17 protein-coding genes are annotated in these 18,373 nt (G+C 62.6%); 11 read left to right on the forward strand and 6 right to left on the reverse strand.

The genetic code is table 11. From position 1 onward, the window contains the following. Positions 1-138: 138 nt before the first annotated feature. Entirely contained in the window at positions 139-681 is a 543-nt protein-coding gene (hpt, locus tag E4662_RS14920; RefSeq protein WP_136442386.1) for a hypoxanthine phosphoribosyltransferase, read from the reverse strand. Between the two features lie 84 nt (positions 682-765). Here hpt and E4662_RS14925 point away from each other — a divergent pair, with 84 nt between their 5' ends. Beyond that, positions 766-1,212, forward strand: a complete 447-nt coding sequence (locus E4662_RS14925) for a type II toxin-antitoxin system RatA family toxin (protein WP_136442387.1) — start codon at positions 766-768, stop codon at positions 1,210-1,212. 72 nt (positions 1,213-1,284) lie between these two features. On the opposite strand, the gene E4662_RS14930 is transcribed toward E4662_RS14925, so the two are convergent. From E4662_RS14930 to E4662_RS14950, 5 genes are all read right to left on the reverse strand, one after another. Further along, on the reverse strand, positions 1,285-1,848 hold the full coding sequence (locus E4662_RS14930; RefSeq protein ID WP_136442388.1) for a hypothetical protein: 564 nt from the start codon (positions 1,846-1,848) through the stop codon (positions 1,285-1,287). Positions 1,849-1,978: 130 nt separating this feature from the next. Further along, a complete protein-coding gene (locus E4662_RS14935; protein WP_136442389.1) occupies positions 1,979-3,157 on the reverse strand; it encodes an ammonium transporter in 1,179 nt (392 codons plus the stop codon). 281 nt (positions 3,158-3,438) lie between these two features. Next, the gene (locus E4662_RS14940) at positions 3,439-3,903 is read right to left on the reverse strand and encodes a CinA family protein (RefSeq protein ID WP_136442390.1); all 465 of its coding nucleotides are present in this window, start codon (positions 3,901-3,903) and stop codon (positions 3,439-3,441) included. 2 nt (positions 3,904-3,905) lie between these two features. Continuing rightward, entirely contained in the window at positions 3,906-4,406 is a 501-nt protein-coding gene (locus E4662_RS14945) for a phosphatidylglycerophosphatase A family protein (RefSeq protein ID WP_136442391.1), read from the reverse strand. Next, positions 4,403-5,542, reverse strand: a complete 1,140-nt coding sequence (locus E4662_RS14950) for a bifunctional 2-C-methyl-D-erythritol 4-phosphate cytidylyltransferase/2-C-methyl-D-erythritol 2,4-cyclodiphosphate synthase (RefSeq protein ID WP_136442392.1) — start codon at positions 5,540-5,542, stop codon at positions 4,403-4,405. Before E4662_RS14950 ends, E4662_RS14945 begins: the two co-directional genes overlap by 4 nt. 179 nt (positions 5,543-5,721) lie before the next feature. On the opposite strand from E4662_RS14950, the gene dusB reads away from it, so the two are divergent. The 10 genes from dusB to hflX all read left to right on the forward strand — a co-directional run bounded on the left by dusB (position 5,722) and on the right by hflX (position 18,305). Then, a complete protein-coding gene (gene dusB, locus E4662_RS14955; RefSeq protein WP_136442393.1) occupies positions 5,722-6,714 on the forward strand; it encodes a tRNA dihydrouridine synthase DusB in 993 nt (330 codons plus the stop codon). After that, on the forward strand, positions 6,714-7,799 hold the full coding sequence (locus tag E4662_RS14960; protein WP_136442394.1) for a two-component system sensor histidine kinase NtrB: 1,086 nt from the start codon (positions 6,714-6,716) through the stop codon (positions 7,797-7,799). The genes dusB and E4662_RS14960 overlap by 1 nt, the downstream gene beginning before the upstream one ends. Then, entirely contained in the window at positions 7,799-9,169 is a 1,371-nt protein-coding gene (locus tag E4662_RS14965) for a response regulator (RefSeq protein WP_136442395.1), read from the forward strand. The genes E4662_RS14960 and E4662_RS14965 overlap by 1 nt, the downstream gene beginning before the upstream one ends. 187 nt (positions 9,170-9,356) lie before the next feature. Next, positions 9,357-11,567 carry an ATP-binding protein gene (locus tag E4662_RS14970; RefSeq protein WP_136442535.1) on the forward strand — a complete coding sequence of 737 codons (2,211 nt, stop codon included), beginning with the start codon at positions 9,357-9,359 and terminating at the stop codon, positions 11,565-11,567. A 22-nt stretch (positions 11,568-11,589) separates the two neighbouring features. Next, positions 11,590-13,008 carry a nitrogen assimilation response regulator NtrX gene (ntrX, locus tag E4662_RS14975; RefSeq protein WP_136442396.1) on the forward strand — a complete coding sequence of 473 codons (1,419 nt, stop codon included), beginning with the start codon at positions 11,590-11,592 and terminating at the stop codon, positions 13,006-13,008. 2 nt (positions 13,009-13,010) lie between these two features. Further along, positions 13,011-13,583, forward strand: coding sequence for a hypothetical protein (locus E4662_RS14980; RefSeq protein WP_136442397.1), 573 nt, complete (start codon positions 13,011-13,013; stop codon positions 13,581-13,583). A 152-nt stretch (positions 13,584-13,735) separates the two neighbouring features. After that, a complete protein-coding gene (trkA, locus tag E4662_RS14985; RefSeq protein WP_136442398.1) occupies positions 13,736-15,112 on the forward strand; it encodes a Trk system potassium transporter TrkA in 1,377 nt (458 codons plus the stop codon). Between the two features lie 3 nt (positions 15,113-15,115). Beyond that, positions 15,116-16,633 (forward strand): TrkH family potassium uptake protein, encoded by a 1,518-nt coding sequence (locus E4662_RS14990; protein ID WP_136442399.1) that lies wholly within the window; start codon positions 15,116-15,118, stop codon positions 16,631-16,633. 155 nt (positions 16,634-16,788) lie between these two features. Next, positions 16,789-17,028, forward strand: a complete 240-nt coding sequence (hfq, locus tag E4662_RS14995; RefSeq protein WP_097802888.1) for an RNA chaperone Hfq — start codon at positions 16,789-16,791, stop codon at positions 17,026-17,028. Further along, the gene (hflX, locus tag E4662_RS15000) at positions 17,025-18,305 is read left to right on the forward strand and encodes a GTPase HflX (RefSeq protein WP_136442400.1); all 1,281 of its coding nucleotides are present in this window, start codon (positions 17,025-17,027) and stop codon (positions 18,303-18,305) included. Before hfq ends, hflX begins: the two co-directional genes overlap by 4 nt. Positions 18,306-18,373 lie beyond the last annotated feature (68 nt).

An 18,373-nucleotide genomic window follows, 5' to 3' on the forward strand; every position in this document is an offset into this window, starting at 1 on the left:
AACACGCTAAAGATGCTTAGTAAATGAATATATTTCTCAATAGGTGTGACGCGCGTCACTTCCAAACGCAAAAAAGCCGCCCGATTTCAAGCGGCGACTCACCTTTTGCGTGTGTGGTAAACGGCCCGATCGAGGACTTCAGTCCTCGGTAAACCGCACCTTGCCGATATAGCCGAGGTTGCGGTTTCTCTGGGCGAAATCAATTCCGTAGCCCACGACAAACTCGTCGGGGATCTCGAAACCTGTCCAGTCCGCCCGGACCTCCACTTCGCGCCGCACGGGCTTGTCCAGAAGCGCGATGGAGCGCAGGCGATGCGGCTTGCGCGCTTTGAGCAGCCCAAGCACATGTTTCATGGTGTAACCGGTGTCGATGATGTCCTCGACCACCAGAACGTCGCGCCCTTCGATGCCGCCGCGCAGGTCCTTGAGGATGCGCACTTCGCGGCTTGATTCCATTTCGTTGCCGTAAGACGAGGCTTCCAGAAAATCGACTTCCACGTCGAGATCCAGCTCGCGTACGAGATCGGCGATAAACACGAAAGAGCCGCGCAGGAGGCCGACAACCACCAGCTTGTCGGCATCGGCGAATTCCTTTTCGATCTGACGGCTCAGCTCTTCGATCCGCGCGGCGATGCGCTTGGCCGAGATCATCTTGTCGACGACATATGGACGCTGTGGCATGCCCATCCCCTTGATTTCCCGCGCGCTACATACGACATGGACCCCACGACCGACAAGACTTCGAGACGACCACAAGGGGGCGACATGCCGACCCACTCCGAAACCCGCCACCTGCCGTATACGGCAGAGCAAATGTACAGCCTTGTCGCGGATGTGGCGAGCTATCCGAAGTTTCTGCCCTGGACTGCGGCGGCGCGCATCCGGTCACGCGATCCGCAGGGCGACCACGAGGTGATGCTCGCGGACCTCGTCATCAGCTTCAAGGTCTTTCGCGAGCGCTTTGGCAGCCGCGTGACGCTCTGGCCGGAGGCGCAGAAGATCGACACCGAGTATCTTGACGGTCCATTCAAGCACATGGTGTCGAAATGGGCCTTCACGGATGCTGAGGGTGGCGGCGTGGATGTGTCGTTCTTCGTGGACTTCGAGTTCAAGAACCGCCTGCTGCAGGGCGCGGCGGGGATGTTCTTCTATGAAGCCATGCAGCGCGTGGTCCGCGCGTTCGAACGGCGCGCAGCCGAGCTTTACGGCTAAGCGCGATGCTTGTCCCGGACGCAGCGTTCTTGGGCTGCGTGCCGGGCTTGGATATTGGCAAAGGGTCTCTGCTCAGCCTTTGCGCCGGGCGCGCCGCGCAGCGCCTGCAAGCCCAAGCGTACCCGCCAGCAGCAGGCCCGAGGCCGGAAGCGGCACTTCGGCGGCGGTCGGGACGGAAGACAGGGCAAAGCCCGTGCTCCAGCTCACATCGCTATAGCCGTTGTAAGCATAGTCCGGCGCGCCGCCGTAAAAGTCGATGTACTGGGTGCCGGAGAAGCTGACTTCAAAGAAGTTTTCGTCAACGGCAAAGCTGAAGCGTCCATTCTCGAAGGCGGGCAGAGTACCTGAGGCGTCGATCCGAACCTCAGCTTCGTTTCCGGGTGAGCCAAGGTTGATATCCTCGATGGTCAGCCACGCGCCGGTGACCGGGTCGCTGAAAAACAGCGCGGTGATCAGGCTGTTGTCGTACCAGCTGCTACAGCAGGCCCCGCTGAAAGCGGCGTCGTCCATCTGGAACCAGCCGATTTCCCCGGCGGATGCGCTTGTGGCGGTGAACTGGATGGTGGCGGCCTCGGCGCTTATGGCCGTGCCAGCCAGAAGCAGCCCAAAGGCGAGGCTCTTTGTCGTTTTGGTCAATGTCTTCCCTTTCAAAATACACCGCCTCCGGGAAGCGGTCGGTTTATTTTCACAAGGGCCGGCAATCTGGCAACAAAAAACGCCCGGGTGCGACAGCAAACCCGGGCGTTTGATGTGTTTTGTGCTCAGATCAGCTGGAGTGATCGTAGGCGCGCTCGCCGTGGGCGGAAATGTCGAGCCCGTTGTGTTCGGCTTCTGCGTCCACGCGCAGCGGGGTGATCGCCTTGACCACGAAGATCAGCACCACGGTCACAATGGTTGTGAAGACACCGACGATAACCAGGGAGCCAAGCTGCGCCGCCCAGGACCCTGCGCCAAAGGCTGCAATCATGATCGTACCGAAGATACCGCCAACGCCGTGCACCGCGAAAACGTCGAGCGTGTCGTCGATCTTGAGCGTGTTGCGGATCAGGTTGACCGCTTCCTGACAGAGCACACCAGCCACGGCACCGATGATCAGCGCCTCAATGGGGCCGACAAAGCCGGAGGCCGGGGTGATGGAGGCGAGGCCCGCGATGGTGCCGGTGACCATGCCCACGAGGGAGGCCTTGCCGAACTTGATCTTTTCCCAGATCGCCCATGTGAGCGATGCGGTGGCCGCAGAGATATGCGTGACGGTCAGGGCCATGGCCGCGCCGCCGTCCGCCGCCAGTTGCGAGCCGCCGTTGAAGCCGAACCAGCCAACCCAGAGCATGGCCGCGCCAATGAAGACATAACCGGGGTTGTGCGGCGGGTGCTTGGCGTCTTTACGTGGCCCAAGGAAGACAGCGATGAGCAGCGCCGCGAGCCCGGCGGTTTCGTGCACGACGATGCCGCCTGCGAAGTCCTTCACGCCGGTTTCGCCAAAGATGCCACCATCCGCAAGGAAACCACCGCCCCAGATCCAGTGGGTCACGGGCGCATAACACAGCAGCATCCAAAGCGCGGAGAAGAGGAGGACAAAGCCAAAGCCAATGCGCTCCACATAAGCGCCGACGATCAGCGCCGGGGTGATGATGGCAAAGGTCATCTGGAAGGCAAAGAAGAGCACTTCCGGCAGGGTGCCGGAGAGGGTGTCCGCGTCAATCCCTGACAGGAACGCTTTGCCGAGGCCGCCCCAATAGGCGCCGCCGTCACCGAAGGCGATGGAATAACCAAAGGCAAACCACAAGACGCTCATCAGGCAGGCAATGGCATAGCAATGCATGAAGACGCTGAGCACGTTGCGCGCGCGCACGAGGCCGCCATAAAACAGCGCCAGGCCCGGCAGTGTCATGAACAGCACGAGGGCTGTGGCGACGATGATCCAGGCGGTATCCGCTCCGTTCATTTCTTGTCCCTTCCAAGTCTCATTTTTGATTGAGCGCGTTTGTGACGGATCGGGGTGCGGAAAAAACCTACTTTCCCCGGAAAGGGTGGTGAAAAACAGGGCGGTTTCAGAACTGATGAAAAAATGAGCGATTTGCAGTCGCTTTGGCGCTTATTGCAGCAGTTGGAAAACGCAATCGAAAAGCGAAGCGCTGTCTGCGCGCGGGGGCTTCGAATCTGGAGCGCATAAAAACTGGGCGCGAGAAAGGCTTTTTTGGCTGGGTCTGCGTGGAAACCGGGCAGTTACAGGGCCGAGAGCAGCAGGCGCAAGGCGTGCTCCGTGGCGGCCTGTCGAACCTGCGCACGGCCCAAAGCGCCGTGTTCGATGGTTTCGGAGATAACGCCGGTGGCCGTGGCCAGTGCATAGCACACGCGCCCTTCGGGTTTGTGGTCCGATCCGCCGGGGCCCGCGATGCCGCTGATCGCCACCGCCGCATCGGCCCGGGCCGCTGCCAGAGCGCCTGTCGCCATCTCGCGCGCCACCTCTTCGGACACTGCGCCGTGCGCGTCGAGCGTCTCGGGCAGGACGCCCAGCATCTCCTGCTTGGCCGCGTTGGCATAGGTGACAAAGCCGCGCTCAAAGATGGCGGAACTGCCCGCGATGTCGGTGATCGCCGCCGCAACCTTGCCGCCTGTGCAACTTTCGGCGCAGGTCACGGTCTTGCCCGCCGCCTTGGCGCGGGTCAGCAGGTCTGTGGCCAGTTTCATGGTCACATCAGCACCCCATGGGCAATGCCGGCAAGAATGCCGGTGCCGATCGCGGCAAACAGCCCGGCAAAAACATCATCCATCATCACCCCAAGCGGCGTGCCAAGCCGGTCCGCGCGGCCCACAAGCCAGGGCTTCCAGATGTCAAAGAGGCGAAACAGGACAAAGGCGGAGACCCAGCCGGGCCAAAGCGCCGTGACGTCCACGCCCCGCGCAAAAGCGCCATAGGCAACGGGGATCAGCGCGATCCACATGCCGACAACCTCGTCAATCACGATCCATCCGGGATCATGGTCCGGGCCGTTTTCCGTGGCGACCCGCGTGGCAATCCATCCGACGTAGAAGGCAACAACGGTCAGAGCCAGCAGCAGGAACACCCCGCCGGTGATCAGGATGACATAGGCAGCGGGCAGGGCGGCCAGCGTGCCCCATGTGCCGGGGGCAGGGCGCAGGTAGCCGGACCCGAGGAACGATGCGATGAGGCGCGCGGTCTTGACGTTCATGGCTTCACCAATGTGGCGGTTGCAATGGCGGCGATGCCCTCCTCGCGGCCTGTAAATCCGAGCCGTTCAGAGGTGGTGGCCTTCACCGAGACCCTGTCGCGCCCGATCTTCAGGATGTCCGCCAAAGCATCCATCATCGCACCCGCATGCGGGCCGACTTTGGGGCGCTCACAAATCAGGGTCACATCCACGTTGGACAGGGCGTAGCCTTTCTCAGCGGCCAGATCGCGGGCATGGGCGAGGAAGATATGGCTTTCCGCGCCTTTCCATTGCGGATCGCTGGGCGGGAAATGGCGGCCAATGTCGCCTTCGGCCAGCGCGCCGTAGATCGCATCGGTCAGCGCATGCATGCCCACATCCGCGTCGGAATGGCCTTTGAGCTTGCGGTCGTGTGGCACGGACACGCCGCAGAGCACAACATGATCGCCGTCCTCGAAGGCATGCACGTCAAATCCATTGCCAAGGCGGATATCCATGGCGTCTCCTTTGAGCAGTCTGGCGGCGCGGGCAAAATCGCCCGGCGTGGTGATCTTGAGGTTTCTCTCATCGCCCGGAACGATTGCCACGTCCAGCCCTGCCGCGCGCGCAATGGCCACGTCATCAGCGGCTTCAACGGCGTTCGGGACGGTGCGATGAGCCTGCAGGATCGCTTTGAAGTCAAAGCCTTGCGGGGTTTGGGCGCGAAACAGTCCGTTTCGGTCGCGGGTGCCTGCAACCTTGCCGTCTTCTCCAATCCAAAGCGCATCGGTCACCGGCAGGGCGGGTGCCGCTCCGGGGCTGCTCTGCAAGGCTGCAAGCACTGCGTCTATGACCTCGGGCGGCGTGGTGCAGCGGGCGACGTCCTGAATCAAGACATGGCTCGGGGCTTGCGCCTCCAGCGCTTCCAGCCCGGCGCGTACGGATCCGGCCCGCGTCTGAGCACCATGAACCAGCGTCACGGGCAGGCCTTTAACGGCTGCTTCGGCCAAACCGCGATCATCGGGATGGATGACCATCACGACCGGTCCCACATGGACAAAGGCAGAGGCCGTCCAGCGCGCAACCGGCGCGCCCGCAAGGCTTTGCCATTGCTTGGGAATTTCGCCTCCGGCGCGCATGCCGCGCCCGGCGGCAACAAGGATGACGGCTGGTGTCATGGCTTAATCCGATCAATCTGTCTTCCGTCTATGCCCGGACCCGATGTGATGCAATCATCCACGTTGTTTTGCCTATTTTTTGAGCATTCGCTATTTATCAGGGCGAAACCACCTTGCGACTCATTGAATGGGCTTTGGGCGCGGGATAGGTCTATTTCAAAAGCACAAGGATCAGGCGCTTGAGCTTCCGCCTTAAAAACAAAGAGATAAACCCGCCGGTGCTGCTTGCGCCGCTCGCAGGAATCACCGATTTGCCGTTTCGCAATCTGGTGTCCCGGTTCGGTGCGGGGCTGGTGGTCTCGGAAATGATCGCCAGCGGCGAGTTTCTCACTGAACGTCCCGGAACGCGGGAAAAGGCGGAGCTTGGCGCGCAGATCGAGAACACCTCGGTGCAGATCGCGGGCCGCGCGGCGGAACCGATGGCCGAGGCCGCGCGCATGGTCGCGGACATGGGCGCAAAGGTGATCGATATCAACATGGGTTGCCCGGCCAAGAAAGTGACCGGCGGCTGGTCCGGCTCGGCGCTGATGAAGGTGCCGGATCACGCATTGTCCCTGATCGAAGCGGTGGTCGCAGCGGTGGATGTGCCGGTGACGCTCAAGACGCGGCTTGGCTGGGACGATGACAGCCACAACGCCGCGGATCTGGCCAAGCGGGCGGAAGATGCCGGGGTTCAGATGGTGGTGATCCACGGGCGCACGCGCTGTCAGTTCTACAAGGGTCGCGCCAATTGGGCGGCCATTTCAGACGTGAAGAAAGCGGTGCAAGTGCCTGTTATTGCAAATGGAGATGTGGTTGATGCGCGCAGTGCACGCAGCGCGCTGGCGCAGTCCGGGGCGGATGGCGTGATGATTGGACGGGGCGCTCAGGGCGCGCCATGGATGCTGGCGGAAGTCGCGGCGGACCTCTACGGCACACCCGCGCCAAAGATCCCGCAGGGCGCGGATCTGGCGGATCTGGTGTGCAGCCATTACGAGGCCATGCTGGCGTTTTACGGCGTGGAGCTGGGCAATCGCGTCGCGCGCAAACACCTCGGGTGGTACATGGACCGGGTCGGTACGGAGGCGGCGCTGCGCCGGGTGATCCTGTCTGAAAAATCGGTACACAAGGTTCTGGCAAAGCTGCCCGAGGCGGTGAACCGGTCTTTTGTACCCACGGGGGCAGCGGCGTGATGAGCGACGATTTCGACACCCTCATCTGGTCCTCCCTGCCGGTTCCGGCGATCCTGATCGATCCGGACGAGAACATCGGGGACATGAACCCCGCCGCCGAAGGGTTTTTCAACAACTCGGCCAAGTGGTTGATGGGACAGCCGATTTGGGATCGGCTCGCGGTGGACGCGCCGCTCGAAGAGAGCCTTGCCCGGGCGCGCAAGAACGGCACGCCGCTGTTTGTGAACGATGTTGATGTGGGCACTGGAAGCCGCGCGCCGCTGGTTTGCAACCTGCAGATTGCGCCGCTGATGGGGCGGGAGGGCTGGATGCTCATGCTGATCTCGCCGCGTGAGCTGGCGGGGCGGATGACGCAGAGCCATTCGGTCAAATCGGCGGCAAAGTCGGCCATCGGCATGGCGGAAATGCTGGCCCATGAGATCAAGAACCCGCTGGCGGGGATCGCTGGCGCGGCCCAGCTGATTTCGATGAACCAGCCCAAGGAAGACCTTGAGCTGACCGATCTGATCGTCGCGGAGACGCGGCGGATCGTGAAGCTGCTTGAGCAGGTCGAACAGTTCGGCAACCTCTCGGCCCCGGTGCGCGTGCCGGTCAATATCCATGACGTGCTGGATCGCGCGCGGCGCTCTGCGGGCTTGGGCTTTGGCGCGCATATGACGTTCAAAGAGGACTATGATCCGTCCTTGCCCATGGCGCTCGGCGATCCGGACCAACTTTTGCAAGTGGTTCTGAACCTTGTGAAAAATGCCAGCGAGGCGGCCGATCAGAAGGAGGGCGGCTGCATTCGGCTGCGCACCTTCTACGATCACAGCTTCCGCACCCGGCGCGCCGACGGCTCCGGCCAATCGCTGCCGCTTCAGATCGAGATCATCGACAACGGCCCCGGCCTGCCGGAGGACATTCGCGGCGACATTTTTGATCCGTTTGTGTCCGGCAAGGAAAACGGCACGGGGCTCGGCCTCGCGTTGGTGAGCAAGATTATCAATGACCATGACGGTTGGATTTCCGTGGACAGCATCCCCGGAAAAACCGTCTTTCGCATTTCATTGCCCCGCTATCGCGGGGAAACGCAGGAGAAAGCCTGATGGATGGCACAGTTCTTGTCGCCGACGACGACCGCACGATCCGCACCGTTCTGACCCAGGCCCTGACCCGCGCCGGTTGCAAGGTGCACGCCACGTCGAGCCTGACCACGCTCATGCGTTGGGTGGGCGAGGGCAAGGGGGATGTGGTGATCTCCGATGTCATGATGCCCGATGGCAATGGTCTGGAGATGCTGCCAAAGATCAGTGAGGACCGGCCCGATCTGCCGGTGATCGTGATCTCGGCGCAGAACACCATCATGACGGCGATCCAGGCGGCGGAGGCGGAAGCCTACGATTATTTGCCCAAGCCGTTCGATTTGCCGGACCTGATGAAGCGCACCGCCAAGGCGTTGGAGAACCGGGGCCGCGCACCAAAGCGCGAAGAGACGGTGGTGGGCGCCGATGAGCCTGATGAGCTGCCGCTGGTGGGCAAAACGCCTGCGATGCAGGCGCTCTACAGGCTTGTGGCGCGGGTTATGAACACCGATCTGCCGGTGCTGGTGGCTGGTGAAAGCGGTACGGGCAAGAGCCTGATTGCAAAGGCTATTCACGATTTTTCGGACCGGCGGACCTTGCCGTTTATCACGGTGACGGGCTCTGATCTGGCGGATCTCGAAGCGCCTGCCAAGGTGCTGGCGCGGGTCAAGGGCGGTACGCTGTTGATCGACGAAATCGCTGATATTGGCGATGAGGTGCAGGCGCGGATTGTGCGGATGATGGATGTGCCGGGCGAGCATGTGCCGCGCTTCATGGCCACCACGCAGTATGATCCGAACACGCTGATGGACAGCGGCAAGGTGCGTCAGGACCTGTTTTATCGCCTCGACGGGGCGACGATCACCGTGCCCAGCCTGCGCGAGCGGGTTGAGGATATCGCGCTGCTTACAGAGCATTTCCTGGGCCGGGCAGAGCGGGAAGGCGCGCCGAAGCGCTGGCTGTCCAAGGACGCGGCCGAGCTGTTCCGCGTCTACAGCTGGCCCGGCAACGTGCGTCAGCTTGAGAACGCAGTGCGCCGGTTGAGCCTGACCTCCCTGTCCGAAGAAATCTCGCGCGCCGAGGTTGAGGCCGTGCTGGGGAACCAGCCAGACACCGGGCCGGTCCTGCAGGGCGGGGATACCGAGAAACTGGGCACTTCCGTTGCCCGCCACCTGCGACGCTATTTTGATCTGCATGGGGCCATGTTGCCGCCGCCGGGGCTGCACGGGCGGATCATCAAGGAGGTTGAAGGGCCTCTGATTGAAATCGCGCTAGAGGCGACCGGCGGGAATCAGGCGAAATGCGCAGATTTGCTGGGCATCAACCGCAATACCCTTCGGAAAAAAATCACGGACCTTGATATTCGCGTGACACGACGCCGGAAGTTGATGTAAAAGAGCCACATAACTGTGGCACCCGCGCATCGAAACGTGGGGAGACCACAAAATATGGCGGTCGTCGCCTTTGGGCGGCACATCTTTCCGGGGGCTGGCTGTGGCCACACGAGCACGCCCCGATGGCACAGGCAGCGTTTGGGCACGGCTCAATCGCTTGCGTCGCGCACGTCGGGTGCAGAACTGGATGACACTGGCGTTGGTGGCGCTGGGGCCAATTCTGGCCTTGGCGACCTTTGCCGTTCTGGGGCCACTGGATTCCGGTGCCGGCACCCAGATGAGCCTGCGTCTGATCCTTTTGGCAGATCTTGTTTATGTCCTTTTGCTGGCCGCGTTGGTGCTGGGCCGCGTGGCGCGCATGGTGTCGGACCGGCGCGCGCAATCGGCGGGCTCGCGTCTGCACCTGCGGCTGACCGGGGCTTTTGCCATCATGGCGCTTTTGCCCGCGATCACCGTCGCGGTCTTCGCCGTGATCACCATCAACATCGGTCTTGAGACATGGTTCTCCAGTCGCGTTCAGAACGTGGTTTCCGCCTCCCGCGCCGCCGCCGAGGCCTATGAGGCGGAGCAAAGTTCTGCGCTGACGCAGGACGCATGGGCGCTTGGCGGATTTGTCGATCAAAACCGGCGGCTGCTGTTGCTCGACCCAACTGCATCGCTGCGCGAGTTGCTCTCCGATGGTCAGGGGCAGATCCAGCGCGGGCTGCGCGAAGCCTTTGTCATCGACAGCACCGGCCAGATCATTGCACGCGGCGAACGCTCCTATCTGTTTGATTTTGAACGCCCCGCAGAGGCCGACTTCCTGCGCGCCGATGAAGAGCGTGTTGCTCTGATCGCCGATTGGCAGAACAATGAATACCGCGCGCTGGTGCCGCTTCAGGCCTTTGTCGATCGCTACCTCTACGTGAGCCGGGACGTGGATGGGCGCATTCTCAGCCTTCTGGATGAGGCGCAGCAGACCGCGCAATTCTACCAGCAACAGGAAAGCGAACGCGGGCGGCGGTTGTTTGACTTTGCGCTGCTGTACCTCGGGTTTGCGGTTCTGCTGATCCTTGCGGCGATCTGGGCCGGGCTGTGGTTCGCGGAACGGCTATCGCGCCCCGTGGGACGGCTCGCCGGTGCGGCGCAGCGGGTTGGGGCAGGGGACCTGAACGTGCAGGTGCTCGAAGACGATGGCGATGACGAGATTTCCATGCTCGGTCGCTACTTCAACCAGATGACCCGGCAGCTCAAGGCGCAGCGCGAAACCCTGCTTGAAAACACTCGGCAGATAGAACGTCGCCAACGGCTGTTCGATTCCGTTCTCAGCTCGGTCACCTCCGGCGTGGTCGGTTTAGATGCGGATGGCAAAGTGACCTTTGTAAACCGCTCGGCGCAGCGGCTTCTGGGCTGGAGCGAGTCGCACCGGACCGATCCGATTTCCGTGGCTGTGCCGGAGTTTGGCGCGCTGTTTGACCGGATGAAGGGCGAAGGCCGGGAGGTCCTGCAGGAAGAGGTCAAGGTGAGCCGCGACGGCCAGCTTGAACACCTGCTGGTGCGCCTGTCGACCCGGCGACGCGGCGATGGTTCACTTGAAGGCTATGTGGTTGCATTTGACGATGTGACCGATCTGGTGAGCGCACAGCGGATGGCCGCCTGGGGGGATGTGGCGCGGCGGATTGCCCATGAGATCAAGAACCCGCTCACGCCGATCAAACTCTCAGCGGAACGCATCCAGCGCAGTTTCACCAAACGGCTGGAGCCGCAGGACGCCGAAAAGGTCAACGGGCTGACCGAACGCATCGTGCGCCAGACAGACGATCTGCGCCGGATTGTCGATGAGTTCGCCAAATTCGCGCGCATGCCGGAGCCGGAGCGCAAGCCCGAAGATGTCGGCGATCTGCTGCGCTCTGCGGCCTTGCTGCAGGAAATGGGGCAGCCGGATGTGGCCTTTACGGTCGATATTCCGACCACGCCGATGCCGGCTGAACTGGACGCGACAATGATTGGCCAAGCGCTGACCAACCTGATCAAGAACGCAGGTGAAGCCATTGAAAGCCTGCAGGAAAAGGGCGCGCCGGAAGGGCATGCGCCGCAGATCCGCGTGAGCCTTGCCATGGGCGAGCAAGGCCGCGCGGAGATCCGGATTGCAGACAACGGCATCGGGCTTCCTGAAGACCGCGCACGGCTTTTTGAACCTTACGTGACAACCCGCGACAAGGGCACCGGCCTTGGCCTGCCCATCGTGAAAAAGATCATCGAGGAACACGGCGGCACGCTGACCCTCGAAGACGCACCCGCCTTCGATGAGGGTGCCCATGCCGGAGCCATGGCGGTGATCCGGTTGCCTGTCAGCCCGGAGGCGGCGGCGCAGGCCCAAGAAGAACAAGAGCAGGCAAGGAAATTGCAGGAGGTTTGATGAAAATGGTTGAGGGTACGATATGAGCGATATTCTGATCGTCGACGATGAGCGCGACATCCGCGAGCTAATCGGGGACATCCTCGAAGACGAGGGCTTTACCACGCGCCTTGCGGGCAACAGCAACGATGCAATGAATGAGATCAACGCCGAACCCCCGGCGCTGCTGATCCTCGACATCTGGCTGAAGGACAGCAAGATGGACGGCATCGACATTCTCAAGGCGGTCAAACGCGACAACCCCGACATTCCCGTGGTCATCATTTCCGGCCATGGCAATATCGAGATTGCCGTCGCGGCGATCAAGCAGGGGGCGTATGACTTCATCGAAAAGCCCTTTAACATCGACCAGCTTCTGGTGGTGATCCGGCGGGCCATGGAAACCTCGCTCTTGCGCCGTGAGAACACACAACTCAAGCGCGGCGATACCAAAGTGTCCGAGATGATCGGCGACAGCGCGGCCTTCCGGGCGCTGGTCTCGCAGCTTGACAAGGTGACCAAATCCAATGGCCGGGTTATGCTCACCGGCCCTGCGGGCAGCGGCAAGGAAGTGGCGGCGCGCTACATTCATGCGCGCTCGGGCCGGGCCAATGCGCCGTTTGTCACGGTGAACTGTGCAGGCGTGGAGCCGGACATGATGGAGGCCATGCTCTTTGGCCGGGAGACGCCCCAGCGGGGCGTTGAGCCGGGCCTGCTGGAACAGGCGCATGGCGGGGTGATCTATTTTGACGAGGTTGCCGATATGCCTGTCGGCACCCAGTCGAAAATCCTGCGGGTTCTGGTGGATCAGCAATTCACCCGCGTCGGCGGGGCCGACAAGGTGCGTGTGGATCTGCGGGTGATTTCCTCCACCGGGCGGGAGCTGACGCAGGAAATCGCCGCCGGGCGGTTCCGTGAGGAGCTGTACCACCGTCTCAATGTGGTGCCGATTGCCGTGCCGTCGCTGGCCGAACGGCGCGAAGACATCCCGGTGCTGGCTGAGCATTTCATCGGCGAATGCAACGAGCAGCAGGGCTTGCCCGCGCGGGAGATTTCCGAAGACGCGGCGGCGCTCATGCAGACCATGGTCTGGCCCGGCAACGTGCGCCAGCTCAAGAACCTGGTGGAGCGCGTGCTGATCCTGGGTGACGGCACCGGCCCGATTGCCGCGCGCGAGTTGCCGCAGGAAAGCACGCCGGGCGAGGTGGAAGAGGACCGCGTTGTGCTCTCCGGCACGCTGGCAACCTTGCCGCTGCGCGAGGCGCGCGAGGCGTTTGAACGGGAGTATCTGCTCACCCAGATCAACCGCTTTGGCGGCAACATCTCCCGCACGGCGTCGTTTGTCGGCATGGAGCGCTCGGCCCTGCACCGCAAGCTCAAATCGCTCGGCGTGGTGACCAGCCAGAAAGCCGGGGCGCGCGTGGCGCGGATCGACGAAGACGCGGTGGAAAAGGTCTCCTGACCATGCACCGGCGGGCGCTTCTGGCAGGGCTTGCGGCCCTGCCGCTGGCGGGCTGTGGCGCGTCGGCAGTGGTCTCGACCGGCGGCGGGACGGCGGACCAGAGGCAGCTCGAGCTGACTGCGCTGATTGCCGCGCTCGGGCCGGAGGTCGACCGAGGCGAGGCGGCGCGGGTTGCGCAAATCGCCCTGACCGAACCGCAGGACTGGGCGGTTGCCTGGGGCATGACGGACCCGCCGATCATTCACAACATGAAGGTCAACACGGGCCTGCGTCCGCGCGGTCTTTGCCGGGAATGGGCGGACGATCTGGAGGCGCGCATGCGCGGTGAAGCGTTCCGGACCCTCGATTGGCACCGGGCGATTGCCAACCACGATCGCATCAGCATCGAGCATTCCACTCTGATCGTCTCCGCCAAGGGTGCGGCGATGGAGGAGGGACTCGTGCTCGATCCCTGGCGGCTTGGCATGGGGCGGCTCTACTATGGGCCGGTTCTGGACGATCCGAAATACGTCTGGGTGGCCCGGCAGGAGGTCTTTGCCTTCAAGCGCGCGCGGGACGCACGGCGGGCGCAGTAGGGGGCTGGAGCGGGCCCGGAGGTCCCGGATCAAGTCCGGGACGAGGCAAACTCAACGCTCCCCGTCCAGTCCCAAACCAACCTGGTGCCCCACCCGTTGACCCCAACCCCGTCCCATGTCATGCCAAGGGCCAGACAGGATGAGGTTTGGCCATGAAGGTCATCATTTGTGGCGCAGGGCAGGTTGGCTGGCAGATCGCGCGCCATTTGTCCGGGGAACGCAACGACGTGACAGTCGTGGACAGCAACCCCGATCTGGTGCGCCGGGCCACCGATACGCTTGACGTGCAGGGCATCGCCGGCTTCGCGAGCTATCCCGATGTGCTCGACAAGGCCGGGGCGCGTGATGCGGACATGATCATCGCGGCGACCTATTCGGACGAGGTGAACATGGTCACCTGCCAGGTCGCGCATTCGGTTTATTCGGTGCCGCGCAAGATCGCGCGTCTGCGCTCGCAAAGCTATCTCAACGCGATCTACTCTGACCTTTACCGGCGCGAACACCTGCCCATTGACGTGGTGATCAGCCCCGAACGCGAAGTCGCCGAAGCGGCGCTGCAACGGCTCAGCGCGCCTGCCGCCTTCGATACGGAAACTTTCCTTGATGGGAAGGCGCACCTTCTGGGCCTGTCCATCGACGAAGAGTGCCCCATCATTAACACGCCGCTTCGCCAGCTCACGGACCTGTTCAGCACGCTGCGCTCTGTCGTGGTGGGTGTGCGGCGGGACGGGACGCTCTTTGCGCCGGAAGCGCGCGACCAGCTGTTTGTGGGCGACAACTGTTATGTCATGGTGCACGAGGAAGACATCCGGCGGGCGCTGGAAATCTTTGGCAAATCGCAGCGCAAACAGGAGCGCGTGGTGATCCTCGGCGGCGGTAATGTCGGCCTTGCGGTGGCGCACAGGCTGGAAGCGGCGCGCGAACGCATCCGTGCCAAGGTCATCGAGCGCGACCGCAAATCCGCAGAACGCGCCGCTGAAGCGCTGGAGCGGACCATTGTTCTGCATGGCGACGGGCTCGACATGGGGCTGCTCAGCGAAGCAGGCGTCGAGCGCGCCGACGCGGTGCTCTGCGTCACGGATGACGACAAGACCAACATGCTGGCCGCCGTGCGCGCCAAGGCCGCAGGATGCCCGATGGCCATCGCGCTGGTCAACGATCCGACGCTGGTCGAGCTGATGGATCCGCTTGGCATTGATGCCTACATCAACCCGCGCGCCACCACCGTGAGCTCGATCCTGCGTCACATCCGCCATGGCCGGGTGAGCCGGGTCTATTCCATTGGGGATGCTGAGGCCGAGGTGATCGAAGCCGAGGTTCTCTCGACTTCCTCGATGGCCGGGGCCAAGCTGCGCGACATCGACTTCCCGGAAGGCGTGCTTGTCGGCGCGATCCGCAAAGGGGACAAGGTGGTAAAACCCACCGGGGGTCTGGAAATCGAAGCCGGGGATCAGATCGTGATCTTTGCCCTGGCGGGCGACGTGCCGGAGGTTGAGCGCCTCTTGCAGGTCTCCATCGACTTCTTCTGAACCATGGCCCTGCTGCTGCGACTGCCGCTCTTTCTGATGCTCATGGCCGTGATGTCGCTGTCCATGCTGGTGCCCTGGGGCTACGCGCTGGTCATCGAAGAGTTCCATGACGCGCGGGCTTTTCTCTATAGCGCGCTGGTCGGCCTGATCCTGACCACGCTGGTCGGTGTGGCGCTCTCCAACAGGCACCACAACACCAGCGGGCTGCGCCAGCTTCTGGCGCTTCTGGCGGCTTTCATCTTTCTGCCGCTGTTTCTGGCTGTGCCGTTTTTCGAAGCGGTGCGTACCACGACGTTCCTGTCCGCCTATGTCGAAATGGTCTCTTCGCTGACCACCACCGGGGCCACGATGTTTGACCCTGCGCGGCTGTCGGGGCCAGAGCACCTCTGGCGGGGGCAGGTGGGTTGGATCGGCGGGTTGATGATCTGGGTTGCGGCCTCGGCCATTCTGGCCCCGATGACCCTGGGCGGCTTTGAAATCACCGCCAGCGGCGAGCCGGGGCAGAGCGTGGCGCAGGGCTCGGCACGCGGGGCCGAAGGGGATCCGGTGCGCCGGCTTGAACGCAGCTTGCGGGCGCTGGTGCCACTTTATGCAGGATTAACGCTGGCGCTGTGCCTGATGCTGCTGGTCGCGGGCGAGCGCCCTCTGGTTGCCCTGATGCACGCCATGGCCGTGATGGCCACCTCCGGAATTTCACCCGTGGGCGGCGCGGACGGCATGGCCAGCGGTCTTGCCGGTGAGATGCTGCTGTTCTGCTTCATGTTCTTTGCTTTATCCCGGTTAACCTTTTCGACCGACACGACCAGCCAGGCCAGCCGGCAAGGGTTGACCTATGATCCCGAATTCCGGCTTGCCCTAGTGATTATCACGCTGGTGCCGATGCTGTTTGTCCTGCGGCACTGGTGGGCGGCCTTCGACGTCGGCGAAGAACAGGACCTGATCGCCGGACTGCGCTCGCTCTGGGGCGGTCTGTTCACGGCGCTTTCCTTTCTGAGCACCACCGGGTTTCTCTCCGCAGATTGGGCCACCGCGCAGGACTGGTCCGGTCTGTCGACACCGGGGACAATCCTGATGGGGCTTGCCATCATCGGCGGCGGCGTGGCGACCACGGCGGGTGGGGTCAAGCTGATGCGGGTCTATGCGCTCTACATCAACGGCACGCGCGAGGTGGAGCGCCTTATTCATCCAAGTTCGGTCGGGCGCACCGGCCTTGTCAGCCGCCGCATCCGCCGCGAAGGCGCTTTTATTGCCTGGGTGTTCTTCATGATGTTCGCAGTCACTCTGGCGGCGTTCAATCTCGGGTTTGGTTTGGCGGGTGTGGACTTTGAACAGGGCATGATCCTGACGGTTGCGGCCCTCTCCAACACCGGGCCGCTGATCCTGCATGCGGGCCAGGAGGCCATCGCGGTTCAGAGCCTGGGCGATCCGGTTCTGGGCTTGATGGCGGGCGGTATGATCCTCGGGCGGCTGGAGCTTCTGGCCATCGTCGTGATGCTCTCTCCGGACCTCTGGCGCAGCTGAGAGGCCTGTCCGGGTGCGCCTTTTGGGTCAGCCCTTCGAACCCAATCGAAAAAAGTCCAACATTTACGCTGGAAACTCCGGCCTGTCCGCTACATACTCCATCGAATGTAGGGGGGCGCCTCTCTTGGCGCGGCACAAGAACAAAGGCAATTTCAATGGCTTCGGACAGACAGAACCTCCAGGACGCATTCCTTAACCATGTGCGTAAAACGAAGGTTCCGGTAACGGTGTTCCTGATCAATGGTGTGAAACTGCAGGGTGTGATCACTTGGTTTGACAATTTTTGCGTGCTTCTTCGCCGCGATGGTCAAAGCCAGCTTGTCTACAAGCACGCGATCAGCACGATCATGCCGTCCCAGCCGATCAACCTCTACGATGGTGAAGACGCTTCTTGAGCGGATACGATCATGCACCGCCCGTAACCCGGGCTTGGGTGCTTCATCCTGATATCAAATCCGATCGCGACCGGCGCGACGCCGAGATGGCTTTGGAGGAGGCCGTCTCGCTGGCGCATGCTTTGCCCGATCTTGATGTGGTCGGCTCTGATGTGGTGCCGCTGCAGCGCCCGCAGCCGGGCATGTTGTTTGGCTCCGGCAAGATCGACGAGCTGAAAGGGCGGCTGAAGGCCGAAGAGATTGACCTCGTTCTGGTCGATGGCCCGGTGACGCCGGTGCAGCAGCGCAACCTCGAAAAGGAATGGAAGGTCAAACTGCTCGACCGCACCGGGCTTATTCTGGAAATCTTTTCCGACCGCGCCGCCACCCGCGAAGGCGTTTTGCAGGTCGAGATGGCGCATCTGTCCTATCAGCGCACGCGTCTTGTCCGCGCCTGGACCCACCTGGAACGCCAGCGGGGCGGGCTTGGCTTTGTAGGCGGCCCCGGCGAGACCCAGATCGAGGCGGATCGCCGCGCAATTGACGAGCAACTTGTTCGCCTGCGCCGCCAACTCGACAAGGTGGTCAAAACCCGCGAGTTGCACCGCAAGGCCCGCGCCAAGGTGCCGTTCCCGATTGTAGCTTTGGTCGGCTACACCAACGCCGGGAAATCCACGCTGTTCAACCGTTTGACCGGGGCCGAGGTCATGGCTAAGGACATGCTCTTTGCCACGCTCGACCCAACCATGCGGCAGGTCGAATTGCCTACGGGGGCGACGGTGATCCTGTCGGATACGGTGGGTTTCATCTCTGATCTGCCCACCGAACTGGTTGCCGCCTTCCGCGCCACGCTCGAAGAGGTTCTGGCCGCGGATGTGATTGTACACGTACGCGATATCTCGCACCCCGAAAGCGAGGCGCAGGCCCGCGATGTGCGCAGCATTCTCGAATCCTTGGGCGTGCGCGAAGAGGTCACGCAGATCGAGCTTTGGAACAAACTCGACCGGCTCGATCCGGAAGAGGCTGAGGCCACCCGCACCCGCGCCGCCCGCGAGGAGGGCATCTTTGGCACCTCGGCCATGACTGGCGAAGGGCTGGAGCCCTTCCTCGAAGCGGTCACCGCTGCCTTGGGCGAAGAAAAACACTTCGAAGAGCTTCTGCTTCCCTACGCCGATGGACGCAAACGCGCCTGGCTTTTTGAAAAGGGCCTTGTTGAGACCGAGGATCAAACCGAGGACGGTTACGCCCTGACCGTCAACTGGTCCGCCACCGACAAAGCCCGCTTCGACGCGCTCTGACAAACGCGGTGCCCCGGTCTTCTTTGGGCCCAAAATACCTCGGGGAGTCGCAGCTTTGCTGCGGCGGG

Source organism: Pacificoceanicola onchidii (assembly GCF_004804335.1).
Lineage (GTDB): Bacteria > Pseudomonadota > Alphaproteobacteria > Rhodobacterales > Rhodobacteraceae > Pacificoceanicola > Pacificoceanicola onchidii.

What these genes read in the sequence shown, in the direction of transcription:
- hpt (WP_136442386.1), bottom strand. Translation starts at nt 681, where the DNA reads ATGCCACAGCGTCCATATGTCGTCGACAAGATGATCTCGGCCAAGCGC.
- E4662_RS14925 (WP_136442387.1), top strand. Translation starts at nt 766, where the DNA reads ATGCCGACCCACTCCGAAACCCGCCACCTGCCGTATACGGCAGAGCAA.
- E4662_RS14935 (WP_136442389.1), bottom strand. Translation starts at nt 3,157, where the DNA reads ATGAACGGAGCGGATACCGCCTGGATCATCGTCGCCACAGCCCTCGTG.
- E4662_RS14940 (WP_136442390.1), bottom strand. Translation starts at nt 3,903, where the DNA reads ATGAAACTGGCCACAGACCTGCTGACCCGCGCCAAGGCGGCGGGCAAG.
- E4662_RS14945 (WP_136442391.1), bottom strand. Translation starts at nt 4,406, where the DNA reads ATGAACGTCAAGACCGCGCGCCTCATCGCATCGTTCCTCGGGTCCGGC.
- E4662_RS14950 (WP_136442392.1), bottom strand. Translation starts at nt 5,542, where the DNA reads ATGACACCAGCCGTCATCCTTGTTGCCGCCGGGCGCGGCATGCGCGCC.
- E4662_RS14960 (WP_136442394.1), top strand. Translation starts at nt 6,714, where the DNA reads ATGAGCGACGATTTCGACACCCTCATCTGGTCCTCCCTGCCGGTTCCG.
- E4662_RS14965 (WP_136442395.1), top strand. Translation starts at nt 7,799, where the DNA reads ATGGATGGCACAGTTCTTGTCGCCGACGACGACCGCACGATCCGCACC.
- E4662_RS14970 (WP_136442535.1), top strand. Translation starts at nt 9,357, where the DNA reads ATGACACTGGCGTTGGTGGCGCTGGGGCCAATTCTGGCCTTGGCGACC.
- ntrX (WP_136442396.1), top strand. Translation starts at nt 11,590, where the DNA reads ATGAGCGATATTCTGATCGTCGACGATGAGCGCGACATCCGCGAGCTA.
- E4662_RS14980 (WP_136442397.1), top strand. Translation starts at nt 13,011, where the DNA reads ATGCACCGGCGGGCGCTTCTGGCAGGGCTTGCGGCCCTGCCGCTGGCG.
- trkA (WP_136442398.1), top strand. Translation starts at nt 13,736, where the DNA reads ATGAAGGTCATCATTTGTGGCGCAGGGCAGGTTGGCTGGCAGATCGCG.
- E4662_RS14990 (WP_136442399.1), top strand. Translation starts at nt 15,116, where the DNA reads ATGGCCCTGCTGCTGCGACTGCCGCTCTTTCTGATGCTCATGGCCGTG.
- hfq (WP_097802888.1), top strand. Translation starts at nt 16,789, where the DNA reads ATGGCTTCGGACAGACAGAACCTCCAGGACGCATTCCTTAACCATGTG.